General features: G+C 69.4%; 21 protein-coding genes. 7 read left to right on the forward strand and 14 right to left on the reverse strand.

Features of this window, described 5'->3' with window-relative positions:
- Positions 1-79: 79 nt before the first annotated feature.
- Genes LPH33_RS14555 through hisD form a run of 7 tightly spaced genes read right to left on the reverse strand, consistent with a single transcriptional unit; the run spans position 80 to position 5,352 of the window.
- Positions 80-334: a hypothetical protein gene (locus LPH33_RS14555; protein WP_229565022.1), complete on the reverse strand. Its 255-nt coding sequence runs from the start codon at positions 332-334 to the stop codon at positions 80-82.
- On the reverse strand, positions 331-966 hold the full coding sequence (gene hisH, locus LPH33_RS14560) for an imidazole glycerol phosphate synthase subunit HisH (protein WP_088898428.1): 636 nt from the start codon (positions 964-966) through the stop codon (positions 331-333). The genes LPH33_RS14555 and hisH overlap by 4 nt, the downstream gene beginning before the upstream one ends.
- A gap of 10 nt (positions 967-976) precedes the next feature.
- Entirely contained in the window at positions 977-2,134 is a 1,158-nt protein-coding gene (locus LPH33_RS14565) for an MFS transporter (RefSeq protein WP_229565023.1), read from the reverse strand.
- A 1-nt stretch (position 2,135) separates the two neighbouring features.
- Positions 2,136-2,291, reverse strand: coding sequence for a hypothetical protein (locus tag LPH33_RS14570; protein ID WP_016696019.1), 156 nt, complete (start codon positions 2,289-2,291; stop codon positions 2,136-2,138).
- A 3-nt stretch (positions 2,292-2,294) separates the two neighbouring features.
- Complete coding sequence (gene hisB / locus LPH33_RS14575) at positions 2,295-2,909, reverse strand: imidazoleglycerol-phosphate dehydratase HisB (RefSeq protein WP_006554074.1); 615 nt, start codon at positions 2,907-2,909, stop codon at positions 2,295-2,297.
- Positions 2,906-4,033, reverse strand: coding sequence for a histidinol-phosphate transaminase (locus tag LPH33_RS14580; protein ID WP_229565024.1), 1,128 nt, complete (start codon positions 4,031-4,033; stop codon positions 2,906-2,908). Before LPH33_RS14580 ends, hisB begins: the two co-directional genes overlap by 4 nt.
- Positions 4,030-5,352 (reverse strand): histidinol dehydrogenase, encoded by a 1,323-nt coding sequence (gene hisD / locus LPH33_RS14585; RefSeq protein ID WP_060652862.1) that lies wholly within the window; start codon positions 5,350-5,352, stop codon positions 4,030-4,032. The genes LPH33_RS14580 and hisD overlap by 4 nt, the downstream gene beginning before the upstream one ends.
- A gap of 121 nt (positions 5,353-5,473) precedes the next feature.
- Between hisD and LPH33_RS14590 the strand changes: the two genes are divergently transcribed.
- The 4 genes from LPH33_RS14590 to LPH33_RS14605 all read left to right on the forward strand — a co-directional run bounded on the left by LPH33_RS14590 (position 5,474) and on the right by LPH33_RS14605 (position 9,441).
- Entirely contained in the window at positions 5,474-5,857 is a 384-nt protein-coding gene (locus LPH33_RS14590) for a helix-turn-helix domain-containing protein (protein WP_060652861.1), read from the forward strand.
- A gap of 111 nt (positions 5,858-5,968) precedes the next feature.
- The gene (locus tag LPH33_RS14595; protein WP_229565025.1) at positions 5,969-7,723 is read left to right on the forward strand and encodes a PHA/PHB synthase family protein; all 1,755 of its coding nucleotides are present in this window, start codon (positions 5,969-5,971) and stop codon (positions 7,721-7,723) included.
- Between the two features lie 109 nt (positions 7,724-7,832).
- On the forward strand, positions 7,833-8,258 hold the full coding sequence (locus LPH33_RS14600; RefSeq protein WP_229565026.1) for a hypothetical protein: 426 nt from the start codon (positions 7,833-7,835) through the stop codon (positions 8,256-8,258).
- Between the two features lie 64 nt (positions 8,259-8,322).
- On the forward strand, positions 8,323-9,441 hold the full coding sequence (locus tag LPH33_RS14605) for an alpha/beta fold hydrolase (protein WP_060652859.1): 1,119 nt from the start codon (positions 8,323-8,325) through the stop codon (positions 9,439-9,441).
- 37 nt (positions 9,442-9,478) lie between these two features.
- Here the strand turns inward: LPH33_RS14605 and LPH33_RS14610 are convergent, their stop codons facing one another.
- The 5 genes from LPH33_RS14610 to nadA all read right to left on the reverse strand — a co-directional run bounded on the left by LPH33_RS14610 (position 9,479) and on the right by nadA (position 14,987).
- Positions 9,479-9,772, reverse strand: coding sequence for a DUF2470 domain-containing protein (locus LPH33_RS14610; RefSeq protein ID WP_016696012.1), 294 nt, complete (start codon positions 9,770-9,772; stop codon positions 9,479-9,481).
- Between the two features lie 107 nt (positions 9,773-9,879).
- Positions 9,880-11,322 (reverse strand): WS/DGAT/MGAT family O-acyltransferase, encoded by a 1,443-nt coding sequence (locus LPH33_RS14615; protein ID WP_016696010.1) that lies wholly within the window; start codon positions 11,320-11,322, stop codon positions 9,880-9,882.
- 197 nt (positions 11,323-11,519) lie between these two features.
- On the reverse strand, positions 11,520-12,386 hold the full coding sequence (nadC, locus tag LPH33_RS14620; protein ID WP_160875834.1) for a carboxylating nicotinate-nucleotide diphosphorylase: 867 nt from the start codon (positions 12,384-12,386) through the stop codon (positions 11,520-11,522).
- A 1-nt stretch (position 12,387) separates the two neighbouring features.
- Positions 12,388-13,959, reverse strand: coding sequence for an L-aspartate oxidase (locus LPH33_RS14625; protein WP_229565027.1), 1,572 nt, complete (start codon positions 13,957-13,959; stop codon positions 12,388-12,390).
- Positions 13,956-14,987, reverse strand: a complete 1,032-nt coding sequence (gene nadA, locus LPH33_RS14630) for a quinolinate synthase NadA (protein WP_019289717.1) — start codon at positions 14,985-14,987, stop codon at positions 13,956-13,958. Before nadA ends, LPH33_RS14625 begins: the two co-directional genes overlap by 4 nt.
- A gap of 82 nt (positions 14,988-15,069) precedes the next feature.
- Here nadA and LPH33_RS14635 point away from each other — a divergent pair, with 82 nt between their 5' ends.
- A complete protein-coding gene (locus tag LPH33_RS14635; protein WP_229565028.1) occupies positions 15,070-15,780 on the forward strand; it encodes an NUDIX hydrolase in 711 nt (236 codons plus the stop codon).
- 15 nt (positions 15,781-15,795) lie between these two features.
- Here the strand turns inward: LPH33_RS14635 and LPH33_RS14640 are convergent, their stop codons facing one another.
- Together LPH33_RS14640 and LPH33_RS14645 are read right to left on the reverse strand one after the other, a co-directional pair.
- Positions 15,796-15,936, reverse strand: coding sequence for a hypothetical protein (locus LPH33_RS14640; RefSeq protein WP_006554085.1), 141 nt, complete (start codon positions 15,934-15,936; stop codon positions 15,796-15,798).
- A gap of 62 nt (positions 15,937-15,998) precedes the next feature.
- Positions 15,999-16,628 carry a TetR/AcrR family transcriptional regulator gene (locus LPH33_RS14645; protein ID WP_229565029.1) on the reverse strand — a complete coding sequence of 210 codons (630 nt, stop codon included), beginning with the start codon at positions 16,626-16,628 and terminating at the stop codon, positions 15,999-16,001.
- A gap of 110 nt (positions 16,629-16,738) precedes the next feature.
- On the opposite strand from LPH33_RS14645, the gene LPH33_RS14650 reads away from it, so the two are divergent.
- Together LPH33_RS14650 and LPH33_RS14655 are read left to right on the forward strand one after the other, a co-directional pair.
- Complete coding sequence (locus tag LPH33_RS14650; RefSeq protein WP_059380992.1) at positions 16,739-17,635, forward strand: SDR family NAD(P)-dependent oxidoreductase; 897 nt, start codon at positions 16,739-16,741, stop codon at positions 17,633-17,635.
- Positions 17,636-17,680: 45 nt separating this feature from the next.
- Positions 17,681-18,328 (forward strand): maleylpyruvate isomerase family mycothiol-dependent enzyme, encoded by a 648-nt coding sequence (locus LPH33_RS14655; RefSeq protein WP_059380991.1) that lies wholly within the window; start codon positions 17,681-17,683, stop codon positions 18,326-18,328.
- Positions 18,329-18,330 lie beyond the last annotated feature (2 nt).

Genomic DNA, 18,330 nt, shown 5'->3' on the forward strand with positions numbered 1-18,330 from the left:
CAGCTGCGTTACCGGACAGTTCGCGCGCCCAACCGGGGTTCGCTACCGCAACACGCCGGGCGAAGCCCGGTTCGGCGCGTCAGCTTCCGGGACGGTCGTCCTCGGCGGGACCGAAGGCGCGGCGGGCCGACCGCGTCGACACGACACCCATGGCCACGACGGCCGCCACGATGCCGACGAGTGCGATGACGAGCCCGACGACCGGCGTGGGCCGGACCGCCACCACGACGATCGCGGTGACGAGCAGGACGACGGTCGCCGTGCCGACGGACAGCAGCGCGTGACGGCCGAAGGAGAACTCTCCGCTCGGCCGACCGCGCCGCGGCCCGGTCACAACGAGTTGACCCAGTTCTGCAGCAACTGTGCGCCGGCGTCGCCGGACTTCTCCGGGTGGAACTGGGTGGCCGAGAGCGGACCGTTCTCGACGGCAGCGACGAAGCGGCTGCCGTGCTCGGCCCAGGTCACCTTCGGCGGCGCGAGACGCTCGGGAGCGTCGAGTTCCCACTTGCGGGCGGCATAGGTGTGGACGAAGTAGAAGCGGGTGTCGGCGTCCATGCCGGCGAAGAGCACCGAATCGGCGGGAGCCTCGACGGTGTTCCAGCCCATGTGCGGCAGCACCGGCGCGTCCAGACGCTCGACCGTGCCCGGCCACTCGCCGCAGCCCTCGGTCTCGATGCCGTGCTCGACGCCGCGTTCGAACAGGATCTGCATGCCGACGCAGATGCCGAGGACCGGACGACCGCCGGCGAGGCGGGTGCCGATGATCTTGTCTCCGCCGACGCTGCGCAGGCCCTTCATGCACGCGTCGAAGGCACCGACGCCGGGGACGACGAGTCCGTCGGCGGCGAGCGCGATCTTCGGGTCGGCAGTGACCTCCACATGCACACCGGTACGGGCGACTGCCCGCGTGGCGGAGTGGAGATTGCCCGAGCCGTAGTCGAGGACGGCGACCGTGGTTGCGCTCATGATGTCGATTCTATGTGGTGGGACGGGGGCGTTCCGACGGCCCGGCCAGTCGGGCCAGCAGCGGCAGCGCCGGGACCAGGACCGCGGCGGCGGCGAAGGCCGCCGGATATCCGGCCGCAGCGGCCACCGCGCCGAGGGCGAACGAACCGGCGCCGGTGCCCGCGTCGAAGCCGATGTTCCAGGCAGCGCTCGCCGACCCGGTGTTGCCGGCCCCGGCGCGACGGAAGGCGACGAGCAGCGCCTCGTTCTGCACGACACCGAAACCGAAGCCGAAGGCGATCGCGGCGACGATCAACAGCACCGCTCCCCCTCGGTCGTCGGCGACGAGCGCGAACGGAATCATCGCCAGGCCCGCCAAGCCGAGACCGACGGGCAGCAACTTGCCGGCGCCGATCCGGTCGGCGACCGAACCGGCCGCGTACCGCCCGACCAGCGAGGACGCGCTGAGCACGGCCAACGCCGCCGCGACGGGCAGACCGGCGACCGCAATGCGCAACAGCGAGGTGAGACCGCCGTAGGCGATCGCACCGGCACCCACCGCGACCAGCGGGAACAGCAGCACGACCGGAGGCACCCATCGCGCCGTCCGGGATTGTTTCGCGGTCAGCCGTGGCAGACGGCTCGCGGCGAGCAGACCGGCGGACGAGATGATCGCGCCGAGCACGAACACCGGCGTGGTGGAGAACCGCTCGGCGATCGCCAGGCCTGCGGGCAGGCCGATCGTCTGGGACGCGGCGATGGCGATGCCGAGCATGCCGGTGGCCCGGCCGAGCAATCGCGGCGGCGCGAGTTCGCCGACGAGGGCGGCCGCCGCCACGGTGATCATGCCGAAACCGATACCGCGCAGCGCGGAGATGCCGAGTACGGCCGCCGGGGCCATCGACACGAGGAACAGCAGCGACGGCGGCCCGAGGAACAGGCAGCCGGCCGCGAGCGTCGCGCGGTGACCGAATGCGCGCAGCAGTCGCGGCATCGCGAGCTGGGTGAGGACGGTGGTGAACATGAACACCGCCGTCACCGACCCCGCGAGCGTGTCGCTGCCGCCGGCCTCGGCGATCGCCCACGGCACGACCGGCAACAGCAGCGAGAAGCCACCGAAGGCCGCCGCGGACGTCGACCACGCCGGGATCAGACCACGAACGGTGAACAGTCCTTGTTGTTCCGCCACGTCAGAGCAGCCGGAAGACGCCCGCGGCGGCGGCCAGCACGGTCAGAGCCAGCAGCACACCCGCGAACAACGTGTTGCGCGCCTTCCACATCGACCACGTTCCGCCTGCCGCGAATCCGGCCACGATGAAGCACAGGTAGGTGAGGACGACATCCATATGTCAGAGACTGCCCTTCGTCGACGGGATGCCGGTCACACGCGGGTCGGGTTCGACGGCCTCGCGCAGCGCGCGGGCGACCGCTTTGAACTCGGCCTCGGTGATGTGGTGCGGGTCGCGGCCGTAGAGCACCCGCACGTGCAGTGCGATGCGGGCGTGGAAGGCGAACGACTCGAACACGTGCCGGTTGATCACCGTCGAGTAGGGCACGCCGGGATATCCCCCGATCACCGAGTGCACCATGTAGTCGGGCTCACCGGTGAACACGCAGTAGGGACGGCCCGAGACGTCGACCGACGCGTGCGCGAGGGTCTCGTCCATCGGGATGAAGCAGTCGCCGAAGCGCCGGATGCCGCGCTTGTCGCCGAGGGCCTGACCGAAGGCCTGACCGAGGACGATGGCGGTGTCCTCGACGGTGTGGTGGGCCTCGATCTCGATGTCGCCCTGCGCCTGCACGGTGAGGTCGAACGAACCGTGCTGGCCGAGCGCGGTGAGCATGTGGTCGTAGAACGGGATCCCCGTGGAGATCTCGGTGCGACCGGTGCCGTCGAGGTCGATCTCGACGGTGATGCTCGATTCCTTGGTGGTGCGTTCGACGCGCGCGATGCGGTCGCTCATCGGGTTTCCTCGATTTCCGTGGCCGCGAGCTTCTCGCTCACTCGCAGCAACTGGTCGTTCTCGTGGGTCAGGCCGATCGTGGTGCGCAGGTAGCCGGGGATCCCGACGTCGCGGATGAGCACACCCTCGTCGAGATACCGCTGCCAGGTGGCAGGGGCGTCCGCGAAGCGGCCGAACAGGATGAAGTTGGCGTCGGAGGGGATCACGTCGTAGCCGAACCGCGCGAGTTCGGCGGCGACGCGGTCGCGCTGGGCGGCCAGTTCCGCAACCGACGCGAGAGTTTCGTCGGCGTGCCGCAGGGCCGCACGCGCGGCGGCCTGGGTGACGACCGACAGGTGGTAGGGCAGGCGCACGAGCAGCAGCGCCTCGATCACCGCGGGGGCGGCGGCGAGATAACCGAGCCGTCCGCCGGCGAACGCGAACGCCTTGCTCATCGTCCGCGAGACGACGATCTTCGTCGGGTACTCGTCGATCAACGACAGAGCGCTCGGCTGCGAGGAGAACTCGACGTACGCCTCGTCGACGATCACGATGCCGGGGGCGGCGTCGAGGATCACCCGCAACTGGTCGAGCGGGATGCTGTGTCCCGTCGGGTTGTTGGGGCTGGTGACGAAGACGACGTCGGGCCGACGCTCCCGCACGGCCGCGGCGGATGCCTCGACGTCGAGGGTGAAGTCGTCGCGCCGGTAGGTGGCCAGCCACTCGGTCTGGGTGCCGTCGGCGATGATCGGGTGCATCGAGTACGACGGTACGAAGCCCATCGACGTGCGCCCGGGACCACCGAAGGCCTGCAGCAGTTGCTGCAGGATCTCATTGGAACCGTTTGCGGCCCACACATTCTCGACACCGAGCTGCACGCCGTGCTGCTTGGTGAGATAGCCGGCGAGGTCGGCGCGCAGCGCGACCGCGTCGCGGTCGGGATAGCGGTGCAGCTGCGTCGCCGCCTCACGCACGGCCTCGGCGACGTCGTCGACGAGCGCCTGCGTGGGCGGGTGCGGGTTCTCGTTGGTGTTGAGCTGGACGGGCACCGTCAGCTGCGGCGCACCGTAGGGCGACTTGCCACGCAGGTTCTCGCGCAGCGGGAGATCGGCGAGGGTGATGCGGGAGCCGGGGATCTGGGTCACTTCAGCGCCTCGAATCGCAGACGGACGGCTTCGCCGTGGGCGGGCAGGTCCTCGGCGTCGGCGAGGGTGATGACATGACCGGAGACGTCCTTCAGGGCCGCCTCGGTGTACTCGACGACGTGGATGCCGCGCAGGAAGGTCTGCACGCTCAGGCCCGACGAGTGCCGGGCGCAGCCGGCGGTGGGCAGCACGTGATTCGACCCGGCGCAGTAGTCGCCGAGGGAGACCGGCGCCCACGGCCCGACGAAGATCGCGCCGGCCGAGCGGACGCGCGCGGCGACCTCGGAGGCGTTCTCGGTCTGGATCTCGAGGTGCTCGGCGGCGTAGGCGTTGACGACCTTCAAACCCTGGTCGATGTCGTCGACGAGGACGATGCCGGACTGGCTGCCGGACAGCGCGGTGGTGACGCGCTCGCGGTGCTTGGTGAGTTCGAGCTGCGCGGCGAGGGCGGTGTCGACGGCATCGGCGAGTTCGGTGCTGGTGGTGACGAGCACCGAGGCAGCCATGACGTCGTGCTCGGCCTGGCTGATCAGGTCGGCGGCGACGTGCACCGCGTCGGCGGTGTGGTCCGCGAGGATCGCGATCTCGGTGGGGCCGGCCTCGGCGTCGATACCGACGACCGCGCGGCACAGCCGCTTGGCGGCGGTGACGTAGATGTTGCCGGGGCCGGTGATCATGTCGACCGGGGCGAGTTCGGCGCCGTCGGTGTCGGTGCCGCCGTAGGACAGCAGTGCGACACCCTGTGCGCCGCCGACGGCCCACACCTCCTCGACGCCGAGCAGGGCCGCGGCGGCGAGGATCGTCGGGTGCGGCAGTCCGCCGAAGTTCTTCTGCGGCGGCGAGGCGATGACGAGCGATTCGACGCCGGCGGCCTGCGCCGGGACGACGTTCATCACGACCGACGACGGGTAGACCGCGTTGCCACCGGGCACGTAGAGGCCGACGCGTTCGACCGGCACCCAGCGTTCGGTAACGGTGCCGCCGGGGACGACCTCGGTGGTGACGTCGGTGCGGCGCTGGGCCGCGTGCACGACGCGCGTGCGCGCGATGGCCTCCTCGAGGGCGGCACGGACCGCGGGCTCGAGTTCGGCCAGCGCGCGGTCGAGTTCCGCGGCAGGAACGCGCACGGAGGCGGGGCGGACCCCGTCGAACTTCTCGCAGTAGTCGAGCGCGGCCTCGGCGCCGCGGTCGCGGATATCGTCGACGACGGGACGGACCTGATGGAGCACCGCGTCCACGTCCACTCCGCCGCGGGGCAGTGCGCCCCTGAGCTCCGCAGTGGTGGGAGTACGACCGCGCAGGTCGGTGCGGGCAAGCATGAGGTGTCCTCTCTCGTCGAACAGGGATCACCCTCTACTATCCCGCATCCCCCGACGACGATCGAAGTCGCGCCCGCGTGAGGAACCTCTCGGCACGGATCACCGTGCCTATGCTGTCGGCATGGACGAGGACGAGCCGCGCCCGAGCACGTTGGGCGAGTTGATCCGCCGCCAGCGTGAACTCGCAGAACTGCCCATGCGTCAACTCGCGGCGATGGTGGGCATCTCGAATCCGTACCTGTCGCAGATCGAACGGAACCTGCGGGCACCGAGCGAGCGTGTGCTGCAAGCGATCGCCGAACAGTTGCACCTGTCCGCCGACACCCTCGCGGCCCACGCGCAGGCCGACGGCGGAGCAGAGTCCGCGGTCCTGCGGGCGATTCGCGAGGATCCCGACCTGACCAATCCCCAGCGGCGTTCGCTCGAGGAGATGTACGAGGCGTTCCGGGAGGTCACCGTCGCGCGTCGTCGGCGTGGTGGAGGACGCGAACCCGACAAGGAGTGAGCATTCTCACAATCGTCACCGGGCGGGTTCGTGCGTCACGCAGCATTCGAGGTCAGCCCGGTTTCACCACCCCGTCGACGAACATGCAGGTAGCACGTACCTGGGGGTAAGGTGCGCGCCTCCGTCGGCGACGTCACCATCGGCTCCGGACCATTCACCCAGTTCTGGAGTTGCTCGGTGCTCAACCATCTGCAGAAGAAGCTCACCTCCTCCCTCGACCCGATCGGGTGGGGACCGGCCGTCGCATCCGTCGCCGGCCGTGCAGTGAAGAATCCGCGGGCCGTGGCCGGCGCGACCACGGAGTACGCCACCCGCCTGGCGAACATCCCGGCGGCGGCGACACGCGTGTGGAACGCCGCCGATCCGCAGCCCCCGGTGCCGCTGGATCCGAAGGACCGCCGGTTCTCCGATGCCGCCTGGAAGGAGAACCCGGCCTACTTCTCGCTGCTGCAGAGCTATCTCGCCACCCGCGAGTACGTCGAGGATCTCGCCGACGCCGGCTCGGGCGATCCCGTGCAGGACGGCAAGGCCCGCCAGTTCGCGAACCTGATGTTCGACGCGCTCGCCCCGTCGAACTTCCTCATCAACCCGGGTGTGCTCGTGCGCGCGCTCGACACCGGTGGCGCGAGCCTGTTCCGCGGCGCGAAGTACGCCATCGAGGACGTCGTGCACCGGAAGGGCCTGCCGCTCAAGGTCGACCGCGAGGCGTTCACCCTCGGCGAGAACATGGCCGCGACCCCCGGCAAGGTCGTCTTCCGCAACGACCTCATCGAGGTCATCCAGTACGCCCCGCAGACCGGCGAAGTGCACGAGATCCCGATCCTGGCGGCGCCGCCGTGGATCAACAAGTACTACATCCTCGATCTCGCGCCGCAGCGCAGCCTCATCGAGTGGGCCGTGCAGCACAACCGCACCGTGTTCGCGATCTCGTATCGCAACCCGGACGAGTCGATGCACGAGATCACGATGGACGACTACTTCCGGCAGGGCGTCGCGGCGGCGCTCGACGTCGTCGAGGAGATCACCGGGTCCTCGCGTATCGAGGTGCTGTCGATCTGCCTGGGCGGCGCGATGGCGGCGATGGCCGCGGCCCGCATGGGCAAGCTCGACGACAAGCGGATCAGCGCGTTCACGATGCTCAACACGCTCCTCGACTACAGCGAGGTCGGCGAGCTGGCACTGCTGACCGACCCGGCGACGCTCGACCGTGTCGAGTTCCGGATGAGCAAGCAGGGCTTCCTCTCGGGCAACGAGATGGCCGGCAGCTTCGACATGATCCGTGCGCGCGATCTGATCTTCAACTACTGGGTGTCGCGGTGGATGAAGGGCGAGAAGCCCGCCGCCTTCGACATCCTGGCGTGGAACGAGGACAGCACCCGCATGCCGGCGAAGATGCACTCGCACTACCTGCGGTCGCTGTACGGCCGCAACGAGCTCGCGCGCGGTGTGTACGAGCTCGACGGCGAGGTCCTCGACCTGTCGGACATCACGTGCGACACCTACGTGGTGGGTGCCATCAACGACCACATCGTGCCGTGGACGTCGTCGTACAAGGCCACTGGTCTGCTCGGCGGGTCGGTCCGATACGTCCTGACCAGCGGTGGCCACGTGGCCGGCGCGGTCAATCCCCCGAACCCGAAGGCGTGGTTCGAGGCCGTCGGCGCGCCCGACGGCGAGAAGCTGCCGAAGCTGCCCGAGGACCCGAAGACGTGGTCGGAGAAGGCCACTCGCACCGCCGGGTCGTGGTGGGAGGACTGGACCGCATGGTCGACGAAGCGTGCCGGTGAGCTCGTCGCTCCCCCGGCGATGGGCAGCGCGCAGCATCCGCCACTGTGCGATGCCCCGGGAACCTATGTCTTCGAGTGACATTGCGCGTTAGCTATCATTTTGCTAACCTGCTAACAGCGCTGATCCGAGCGCACCCCCATAGGGGAAGCCCCGCTCCTGTCACGAGCGCCCACGGAAGGTACACATCATGACCGCACCGACCAAGACCACCGCCGCCAACGCCAAGGCCACCGATGCCGCTGCCAAGGCGACGGAAGCCGCCACGAAGGCCGCCACCGAGGCCACCGCAACGGCCCAGCAGTCGGCCGAGAAGCTCACCTCGACGGCCGCTGCGGTCGCCGACAAGGCCGCCACCGAGTTCACCAAGACCGTCGACGAGGCCACCGAGCGCTTCCAGGAGTTCAACGCGAAGTTCATCGACGCCGCGAAGCAGAGCGGAAACCTCGGCGTCGACACCTACGAGAAGGCCGTCTCGAGCATCCTGGATCTGCAGGAGAAGGTCGCCGACGCCACCCCCGTCGAGTGGGTCGCCGATCTCGCCAAGGCACAGGCCTCCTTCGCCCGCGAGCTCACCACCACCGTCACGAGCACCGCTCGCGACCTGCTGAAGTAATCGTCGACTCCTCGATGCAGTCGATACCGAACACCGCATCAGCGGACGTTCTCCGGTGCAGTGCATGCTGTCACTGACACCCGCCCGGATCGCCGCGGCCCCGTTTCGTCTCGGGACCGCGGCGATCGCCGGTTGGAGCGCCTATCTCGCCGGCCTCGTACGACGCGGCGCCACACCGTGCACGTTGGTCTCCGACGCGAACCGGTACAGCCGCGCCCTGACATCGGCCACGCCGCCACGCTGGTCCACGGACTGGCCGGTCGTGCGCCGGTGGTCCCTCGGCGGTCTGCGTGATTGCAGCACCTCCGACCCCGCACGCGACGAGATCCCGACGCTGCTGTTGCCGCCGCAGGCCGGCACCCACTCGTGCATCGTCGACCATTCCGCCGACCGCAGTCAGGTCGAAGCCCTCCGCGCCGGTGGCCTGACCCGCCTGCACTGTCTCGACTGGGCACCCGCGACTCCCGCGACGGACGGCTGCTCGATCGACGAGCACCTGGCGGTCGTCGCCGAGGCCGTCGACCATCTCGGTGGCCGGGTGAACCTGATCGGCGACAGCCAGGGTGGGTGGCTCGGCACCGTCTACACGGCGTTGCATCCCGAGAGCGTGCACTCGCTGACCGTGGCGGGAGCACCCATCGACTTCCACGTCGACCAGCCGGCGCTGTCGGTGCTGGCCCACGCGCCTCGCGGTGCCGCGGCCACGACGATCGACTTCTGGTACGGGGCGGCGCGGGCCGTCGGGGTGCCGACCACTGATCCGATCGGTGAGGTCGAACGTGCGATGACGCTGCTCGGACTGCTCGACGATCCCGACGAGGTCGCGCGTTGGGAAGCCGAACGGCACTGGTTCACCTGGAAGCAGGAGATCCCCTCGGCCTTCCGCGAGTGGATCATGCGACACCTGTTCGTGGGCAACGAACTCGTCGCCGGCACGCTGAGGGTCGAAGGACGCGTCGTCGACCTCTCGGCCGTCGACTGCCCGGTCCATCTGATCGCCGGGTCCGCCGATCCGATCGCGACTCCCCGACAGGTCACGGCGCTGGCGGAGCACGTGTCGACCCCGCCGGAGAGGATCACCACCACGATCGCCGACGCCGGCCACATCGGGCTGTTCATCGGCCGTCGTGCACTCACTGAGGTGTGGACGCCGCACGCCCGACGGCTGGCAGCGTCGACATGATCGCGCTGTCCCGGCCGCAGCGCGGTCGGGACAGCGATCAGGACGGGGTGTCGACCCCGAGGCGCGTACACGCCGCCTTGTAGAGATCGACGACGGCCGTGCGGAGTCCGGCCCGGTCGGTCACCGGCTCGAGCCAGGGGATGCGCACGGTGTGATCGCGACCGTCGATGACGACGACCCACTCCCCCGCCTCGCGGTCGACGCCGGTCATCCGCGCCTCGACGGCACCGGGCTCGGCGAAGGCACGCACGATGAGCAGGCTGTCGGCTGCGTGGTCGTCGTTCATGTGGGCGGTCACAGCCGCCACCACCTGGCTGTCGAAGTCGGTCACGGGCGCTGAGCGTAACCAATCGGGCGGGCGGCGGGCGTGTCGGTCCCGGTTACACCCCGACCCGGGTCGTTCGACGATGTGGCGCAACGATTCTCGGAACGGCGCGATCAGCCGTTCCCGGCGTCGCTCTTCCCGCTGTCCTCGTCGTCGACCTCCACCCGGACGCCGAGGGCGGATTCCAGCGCCTCGAGTTCCTCGTCGAAGTGATCGAGCAGCCGGACGAGATCCGGGACCGTGCGACCGCACGCCGTGAGACCGAAGGCGATCTCGTCGTCGGTGCTCGTGCACGTGATGTTCAGCGCCTGCCCGTCGACGGGCACCGACAGCGGATACAGCGCGTCGACACGCGCACCGTTCCAGTACAGCGGGGCATCGGGACCCGGCACGTTCGAGACGATCACATTGAACGGCGGCCGCGGCAGCGCCCGATTGCCGGTGAGCACCCCCACCGCCAGGGGCGCCACGCCCACCGCGCTCGTCGCGAGACGACCGAGTTTCGACATCGAATTCATCGCGTGCTTGCCCTCGATCATCGAACCGCGCACACGCGCAAGCCGTTCCACCGGATCGGCGCACTGCGTTGCGAGGGTGCACATGAGGATGCCGATCTCGTTGCCCGACGAGCTCGTGCTCCGACGCAACGACACCGGAACCATGGCGACCAGCGAATCGTCCGGCAGCGCATCGTGCTCGGAGAGGAACGCCCGCAGAGCCCCGCCCGACAGTTCGAGGACGACGTCGTTGAGTGTCGCGTCGGCGGCCTTGGCCACCATGCGCAGTCGTTCGATCGGCCAGGACCGTGCCGCGAATCTGCGCGATCCGGAGATCTGACGGTTGAGGATGGTGTTCGGAGCGCCCAGCGACAGCGACCCCCCGCGATTGTGCAGTGCCCGGTCGACGGTGCCGACGATCGCCGGGACCAGCGCCACCGCCTCGGACACCACGTTCACTGCGTCGTTCATCACGCCGGTCGCCGCACGGACGACGGCACCGGGGAATCCGATCGCGGTGCCCATGGCCGAACGGCTCGTCGACCGGGCGTCGGCGACCGCCCACGGGGCCGGCATGTCGGTGCGGTCCGGGTCGGTGCTGAGCGCGCGGCGCAGCAGGCGCATCGCACCGACCCCGTCTGCGAGCGCGTGGTGGATCTTCACGTACAGGGCGTAACGACCGTCGGCGAGCCCTTCGATCAGGTGCATCTCCCACAGGGGGCGCGTGCGGTCGAGCAGGGACGCGTGCAGGCGGGAGACGAGTTCCCACAGATCGTCCATCGTGCCCGGGGACGGCAGCGCGTTGAACCGCACGTGGTAGTCGATGGAGAAGCGCGGATCGTCCTCCCATGCCCACTGCCCGAGGGTGAACAGCGACCGGGTGGGCCGCTTGCACCACAGCGGCCCGGCAGGTTCCTCGCGGGCGAGCGCCTCGGCGAACATCGACCGCAGGTCGCTCGCGTCCTTGCCTTCCGGCGGCTGGAACAGCAGCAGACCGCCGACGTGCATCGGATGATCGCGCGACTCGCCGAGCAGGAACATCGAGTCGGTCGGTGCCATCGGTAACCGCATCGCGTTCTGTCTTCCTCCCCCACAAAGCACCGGCCACCACCGGAGCCCGCCCCCACGTGACCGGTCCCGGCACGTCGATGTGCTGTCAGTTCTACCCCAGAAGGCGCGAGTGCGGGGACCGTCGCACCGACGAATCTTCCGGTGACGCGTCCGATTCGTCCGGTCGGTGACGTGCGACCTACGCCCTACATGTCCAGGCCGAAGTCCAACACCGTCACCGAGTGGGTGAGCGCACCCACCGCGAGGTAGTCGACGCCCGTGCGCGCGTAGTCGGCGGCGACGTCGAGGGACAGGCCGCCGGAGGATTCGAGTCGTGTCTGCGGCGCGTGGGTGTTGCGCCGCTGCACCGCGATCTGCGTCTGCCACAGCGGGAAGTTGTCGAGCAGGATCAACTCGACGTTCTCGGCGAGCACCTCGTCGAACTGTTCGAGGGTGTCGACCTCCACCTCGCACGCGATGTCGGGGGCGTGTTCGCGGACGGCTCGCAATGCGGCGACCACCGAACCGGCCGCCGCGACATGGTTGTCCTTGATCAGCGCCTCGTCGCCGAGCCCCATGCGGTGGTTGACGCCGCCACCCATCCGCACCGCGTACTTCTGCAGCGCGCGCAGTCCCGGCAGCGTCTTGCGGCTGTCGCGGATCTTCGCTTCGGTGCCCGTCACCGCATCGACCCAGTGCGAGGTCGCCGTCGCGATGCCCGACAGGTGACACAGGAGATTGAGCATCGTGCGCTCGGCGGTGAGCAGACCGCGGGTCGGCGCCTCGACGGTCAGGACCGAATCGCCGGGCAGCACCCGCTCCCCGTCGGACCTGCGGTCGAGCACGCCGTAATGATCGGCACCGATGACCTCGTCGAGGACGAGCAGACCGACGTCCAGACCGGCGAGGGTGCCGGCCTGCCGCGCGACCACCGAGGCGGTGGCGACAGCGTCGGCGGGCACGGTGGCGTCGGTGGTGACGTCCGGGCCGTAGCGCAGGTCCTCGTCGAGCGCCTTCCGGACCAGCTCGCGGGTCTCGGCGAGGTCGAGTCCGTCGGGCAGCGCGGTGGTCATCTCAGTTGACTCCTGTCAGTTCCGGTGTGGTGAAGGACAACTCGCCGTCATCGTCGATACGCAGCTCCAGACTGCGAGCCTGCGCCGGGTCGGTGTCCGGATGATCGCTGCGGGTGTGGCATCCCCGCGATTCGGTGCGTCGCTGCGCCGCGAGCAGCAGGGCCCGCGCGGTGACGGTGAGCGCCGCGTCCTCGAGTCGCTCCGCGTCGGCACACGCCGTGGCGACGCTCGCGCCGTCGAGTTCGACTGCAGCAGCGGACAATCCGTCGGCGTCGCGCACGACCAGCGCGTGCCGGGTCATGAGTTGCTGCAGCACCGCACGATCGCAGACGGTCGGGGCGACGACGGGAATGCCGTCGGTCTCGACACGCGTTCCGGCCCGTTCGATCGCCGCCGCCACCCCGGCGCGCTCGCCGAGGACGAGTCCTTCGAGAAGGCTGTTGGAGGCGAGCCGGTTCGCGCCGTGCAGGCCGGTGCGTGCCACCTCACCGGCCGCGTACAGACCGGGGATGCGGGTGCGGCCGTGCACGTCGGTGACGACACCGCCGCACGAATAGTGGGCGGCGGGAGCGACCGGCAGCAGATCCCGGGCCGGATCGAGACCGGCGTCGGCGCACATCGTCGTAATGGTCGGAAAACGTGTGGCGAAACCGTCGAGGTGACGTGCGTCGAGGTAGACGTGGTCCTCGCCGAGCGCGGTGAGACGCTCGGCGATCGCCCGTGAGACGACGTCGCGGGGTGCGAGGTCGCCGAGCGGGTGCACGCCCTCGGTGATCGATCGGCCGCGGGAGTCGACCAGTCGCGCTCCCTCACCGCGCACCGCTTCGCTGATGAGCGGCCGACGTCCGGTGCCCCCTTCCGCGAACAGCACGGTCGGGTGGAACTGGACGAACTCGAGGTCGGCGACGCCGGCGCCGGCGGCCAGGGCCAGCGCGATGCCGTCGGCGGTGGCGCCGGGCGGATTCGTGCTGCACGCGTACAACTGCCCGAGGCCACCGGTCGCGAGCAACACGGCCGGGGCGTGGACGACGCCGTACCCGCGCTCGTCGAGGACGAGCAGTCCGGTGACACCCCGCGCGTCGGTGAGGACCCGGGCGGCAGCGGCTCCGAACAGGACGGGCAAGCCCGCCTCGCCGAGGGCGCGCTGAACTTCGGCGCCGGTTGCGTCGCCACCGGCGTGGATGATGCGGCGGGTGCTGTGTCCACCCTCGCGGGTGCGGGCGATGTCGCCGTCTCCGGCGGTGTCGAACACCGCGCCGAGATCGCGCAGGGCGGTGACGGCGTCGGGGCCGGCCGTGACGATCGAGCGCACCGCGTCCTCGTCGCACAGTCCCCCGCCTGCGGCAAGTGTGTCGGCGACGTGGGCGTCGACGCTGTCGCCCACCGGCGCCACGACCGCGATGCCGCCCTGGGCGTACTGGGTGGCCGTGTCGGTGGGGCCGCCCTTGCTCACCGTGAGCACCCGCGCGCCGCGCCGGGAGGCGGCGCGCGCGGCCGTGAGACCGGCGACGCCACCCCCGACGACCACCAGGTCGGCGTGGTCCTCCCACGCGACCGTGATGGCGGTGGTCACTCGCCGCTGCCCGGGTTGCCGATGGCGATCATGCGCTGCACCGACAGGCGGGCCCGCTCGGCGACGTCGGCGGCGACGTGGACCTCGTCGCGTCCCTCCTGCAGGCAGCGCAGCAGTGCGGCGGGGGTGATCATCTTCATGTAGGGGCACGACGCGCGGTCGTTGACCGCTTGGAAGTCGATGCCGGGCGCGGCCTTGCGGAGCTGGTGCAGCATGCCGACCTCGGTGGCGACGAGGACCTGCTTCGCGCCGGTCTCCCGCGCGGCGTCGATCATGCCGCCGGTGGACAGGATCCTGACCTTGTCGTCGGGCACGAAGCCCTCCCCGGCGAGGTAGAGCGCCGAGGTGGCGCAGCCGCACTCGGGGTGGACGAACAGGTCGGCGTCGGGGTGCGCCTTGGCCTGCGCGGCGAGCTCGTCGCCGTTGATACCGGCGTGCACGTGGCACTCCCCGGCCCAGATGTGCATGTTCTCGCGGCCGGTGACGCGCTTGACGTGGGCGCCGAGGAACTGGTCGGGCAGGAACAGCACCTCACGGTCGGGGTCGATGGACGCGACGACGTCGACGGCGTTCGACGAGGTGCAGCAGATGTCGGTCAGGCCTTTGACCTCGGCGGTGGTGTTGACGTACGAGACGACCACGGCGTCGGGGTGGTCGGCCTTCCACTCGCGCAGCTGGTCGGCGGTGATCGAATCGGCGAGCGAGCAGCCGGCGCGCTCGTCGGGGATGAGCACCGTCTTGTTCGGGCTGAGGATCTTTGCGGTCTCTGCCATGAAGTGCACGCCGCAGAAGACGATGGTGTCCTCCTCGGCCTCGGCGGCGATACGCGAGAGCGCGAGCGAGTCGCCGACGTGATCGGCGACGTCCTGGATCGCGGGAAGCTGGTAGTTGTGCGCGAGCAGCGTGGCGTTGCGCTCACGGGCCAGCCGACGGACCTCCTCGGCCCACTCCGGCGTCGCCTCGACGCCCGTGTATCCGCCGGGGCCGTCGACGATGGTGGCGGCTCCCGCCCACTCGGTCGTGGTCATGGCCTAGCTCCTTCGAGGGTGTCATCCCGGCGGGTTGTACCGGAATTGCCGTGTTCGAGGTTTTCGACTTAGGATCGAAAACATGCCACATAGTAACACCCGTCACGAAGTGCTCATCGCCGTGTTCCAGGTTCGCCGCTTTCCGGACACCTCGGGAACCCTCCGCGAAGAACCTGAACTCGGGGTGCTGCTGTGGCAACGGGCCCTCGATCCGCAGGTCGGCACGTGGTCGCTCCCCGGCGGGCAACTGCGCAACGACGAGGACCTCACGACGTCGGCGAGGCGGCAACTCGCGGAGAAGGTCGACGTCCGCAAGGTCGCGCATCTCGAACAGTTGTCGGTCTTCTCCGACCCGGATCGGGTGCCGGGACCGCGCACGATCGCGTCGACCTATCTCGGCCTGATCCCCCTCACCTCGGATCCCCAGCTGCCGTCCGATACGGCCTGGCATCCGGTCTCGGACCTTCCCGCGATGTCCTTCGACCACGGGGTGATGGTGGCGAACGCCCATGCACGCCTTGCCGCGAAGCTGTCGTACACGAACATCGCGTTCGGCCTCGCGCCGGCGGAGTTCTCGATGTCGACGCTGCGCGACATCTATTGCGCTGCATTGGGTTACGAGGTGGATGCCACCAATCTCCAACGGGTGCTGGCGCGCCGGAACGTGCTCACCCGCACCGGCAACACCGCACCGTCCGGCAAAGCGGGAGGTCGCCCCCCGGCGCTCTACCGCTTCACCGATTCCCGGCTGCGCGTGACGGACGAATTCGCCGCCCTGCGACCGCCGGTGTGAACCTCCCGGAGGAGATCAGAAAGGCCGTCCCATGATGACCTCGAGCAACTGCAGCGGCATCGTCAGGAAGGCCGACCCGACGAACAGCGCCGAGCGCAGCGGGTCGCCCGCCAGATAACCCTCGCGGATCCATTCCAGAACATCGACCGAACCCATGCTGTCCCTCCCCTGATCGTCATGTGATTCCGACGTGTGTGTCGGACAGGAGGAGTCGTACGTTACAGACCGGCGGACGGGTCGCCCTCGGACGGACGCGTCAGGCCGGAGAGGACGGTCTCGACCAGAGTGCGGACGTAGTCGTCCGACGGGGGTTCGCCGGCGGTCGACCATTTCTGGGCGACAGGCGCGAACAACATGTCCACGGCGACATCGAGATCGAGGTCGTCCGGCAGTTGCCCCGCACTCTGCGCGGCGCGGAGCCTGGCCTTCTTCATCTCCCGCATCGGCGCGTCGAGGCGGTGTTCGTATTCCGCTGCGAGCCCGGGGTCTTCGAGTACCGCCACGGTCAACGCGCGCAGCGGGACGGCGAACTTCGGATCACGCAGCTCCGCCACGGTGGCCTGCAGCACCGCAACGAGGTCCGCGCGGAGGTCGCCGGTGTCGGGCAGCGCGGCCTCGTCCCCGGCATCGCCCTGCGTGTGCGCCAGATACGCGTCGAGGAGGACGGCTCCTTTCGACGGCCACCAGCGATAGATCGTCTGCTTCCCCACGCCGGCCCGGGCGGCGATCGCCTCGATACCGAGTTTCGAGTAGCCGACCTCGGTGACCAGGTCGAAAGCGGCATCGAGGATCGCTTTCCGCGAGGCGGGGTTCCGCCGGGAGTTGCCGGGTCCGGGGCGTGCAGACATGGGACGACGATATCGCATCGAGACGAGACGTTGCGTCTTGACAGGCGGCGCCCGGAGGGTCATCCTCAGTTGAACGAGACGAACCGTCTCGTCTCACACAGGAGGTATGCATGCGAACCCAACCGACCGCGTCCCCCGCCACCCCCGGCGTCCGTCCTCGCACGTGGTTGATCACCGGCGCGAGCCGCGGCCTGGGCAGGGAGTTCGTCCGAGCGGCACTCTCGAGAGGTGACAACGTCGTAGCCGTCTCACGGTCGATCGGATCGGCCGATCTCCCCCGGGATCCGGAGCGTCTCCTCCGGCTCCCGGCCGACGTCACCGAACGCACAGCGGTGTTCGCCGCTTTCGACACCGCCCGAAAACATTTCGGAGGCATCGACATCGTCGTCGACAACGCGGGCACCATGGCCTACGGATTCGTCGAGGAGTTCACCGAGGAGCAGGCGCGCGCACAGTTCGAGACGAACTTCTTCGGGGCGATGTGGGTCAGCCAGGCAGCCATGGCGGCCTTTCGCAGTCGAGGACGCGGGCATCTCGTGCAGATCTCGAGCATCGGGGGCGTGCTGAGCGGGCCCGGCACAGGGCTGTACAGCGCAAGCAAGTTCGCCCTCGAAGGACTCAGTGAAGCACTGGCCGTCGAGGCCGCCCATTTCGGCATCGACGTGACGATCGTCGAGCCGGGTGGCTACTGGACCGACCTCTACACCACCATGACGGTGAGCACTCCGCGATCGGACTACGACGCGCTGCGAGCCGAGATCGAGGAGCAGAGCGCGTCCACGAGCATCGACAGCCACCCCGCTCTGGCCGCGCGGGCACTGCTCGAGGTCGTCGACGCCGACCGGCCACCGCGCCGCATCGTGCTGGGCAACGCCGTCCTGGATGCGGCCGTGGCCGCCACCCGGGAGAAGATTGCCACCTGGCTCGAGTGGGAGTCGGTGAGCCGTGCCGCGGAGGACGCCGTACCGGCATTGGAATCCGGGGGTGGGGAGCGATCCGCGATCTAGAATGGGTGGATCGTGTGTCCGGCGGAGCACAGGTCGGGTGATTCCATGAACGTCGACGACATCTGGAACGCGATCGACGAGCAGCGCGCACGAACTGCCGATCTGCTGGAGCAACTGACCGACGACGAGTGGAGCCGGCCGTCGCTGTGCGAGGGCTGGACCGTGCGCGACGTCGCGGCCCACCTCACGCTCCAGCAGCTCACCGTGGTCGACCTCGTCCGGATGGCGCTGCGTCATCCCGGTGGTGTGAACACGATCATCCGTGAGTCCTCCCGGCACCGCGCCCGACAGCCGACGGCCGAGTTGATCACCGACCTCCGGGGAATGATCGGCTCCCGCCGGCACAACGTGGGCATCACCCCGCTCGAGACGATGATCGATCTGCTCGTCCACGGCCAGGACATCGCGATACCCCTGCAGCGCGACCTGCCGATGCCGCCGGACGCCGCAACAGCGGGCGCCACTCGGTTGTGGTCCACCCGCGGCACCGGGAAGGCCCGGGTCTTCGCCGACGTCCCGCTCGACGGATTCCGTTTCACCGCAACCGATGCCGAGTGGTCCTCCGGTTCCGGACCCGAGGTGCGGGGACCGATCTCCGCGATCCTGCTGCTGTTTTCGGGCCGTCGCGCGGGGTTGTCCCGATTGGAGGGCGACGGCGCCGGGGAACTGCGCCGCCGGCTGGCACACGCGTGATG

The organism is Rhodococcus sp. RDE2, from assembly GCF_020885655.1.
In the GTDB taxonomy this organism is placed as follows: domain Bacteria; phylum Actinomycetota; class Actinomycetes; order Mycobacteriales; family Mycobacteriaceae; genus Rhodococcus; species Rhodococcus pyridinivorans.

Coding starts and splice junctions, on each gene's coding strand:
- hisH (WP_088898428.1), bottom strand. CDS start 966: ATGAGCGCAACCACGGTCGCCGTCCTCGACTACGGCTCGGGCAATCTC.
- LPH33_RS14570 (WP_016696019.1), bottom strand. CDS start 2,291: ATGGATGTCGTCCTCACCTACCTGTGCTTCATCGTGGCCGGATTCGCG.
- hisB (WP_006554074.1), bottom strand. CDS start 2,909: ATGAGCGACCGCATCGCGCGCGTCGAACGCACCACCAAGGAATCGAGC.
- hisD (WP_060652862.1), bottom strand. CDS start 5,352: ATGCTTGCCCGCACCGACCTGCGCGGTCGTACTCCCACCACTGCGGAG.
- LPH33_RS14590 (WP_060652861.1), top strand. CDS start 5,474: ATGGACGAGGACGAGCCGCGCCCGAGCACGTTGGGCGAGTTGATCCGC.
- LPH33_RS14600 (WP_229565026.1), top strand. CDS start 7,833: ATGACCGCACCGACCAAGACCACCGCCGCCAACGCCAAGGCCACCGAT.
- LPH33_RS14605 (WP_060652859.1), top strand. CDS start 8,323: ATGCTGTCACTGACACCCGCCCGGATCGCCGCGGCCCCGTTTCGTCTC.
- LPH33_RS14615 (WP_016696010.1), bottom strand. CDS start 11,322: ATGGCACCGACCGACTCGATGTTCCTGCTCGGCGAGTCGCGCGATCAT.
- nadC (WP_160875834.1), bottom strand. CDS start 12,386: ATGACCACCGCGCTGCCCGACGGACTCGACCTCGCCGAGACCCGCGAG.
- nadA (WP_019289717.1), bottom strand. CDS start 14,987: ATGACCACGACCGAGTGGGCGGGAGCCGCCACCATCGTCGACGGCCCC.
- LPH33_RS14635 (WP_229565028.1), top strand. CDS start 15,070: ATGCCACATAGTAACACCCGTCACGAAGTGCTCATCGCCGTGTTCCAG.
- LPH33_RS14640 (WP_006554085.1), bottom strand. CDS start 15,936: ATGGGTTCGGTCGATGTTCTGGAATGGATCCGCGAGGGTTATCTGGCG.
- LPH33_RS14645 (WP_229565029.1), bottom strand. CDS start 16,628: ATGTCTGCACGCCCCGGACCCGGCAACTCCCGGCGGAACCCCGCCTCG.
- LPH33_RS14650 (WP_059380992.1), top strand. CDS start 16,739: ATGCGAACCCAACCGACCGCGTCCCCCGCCACCCCCGGCGTCCGTCCT.
- LPH33_RS14655 (WP_059380991.1), top strand. CDS start 17,681: ATGAACGTCGACGACATCTGGAACGCGATCGACGAGCAGCGCGCACGA.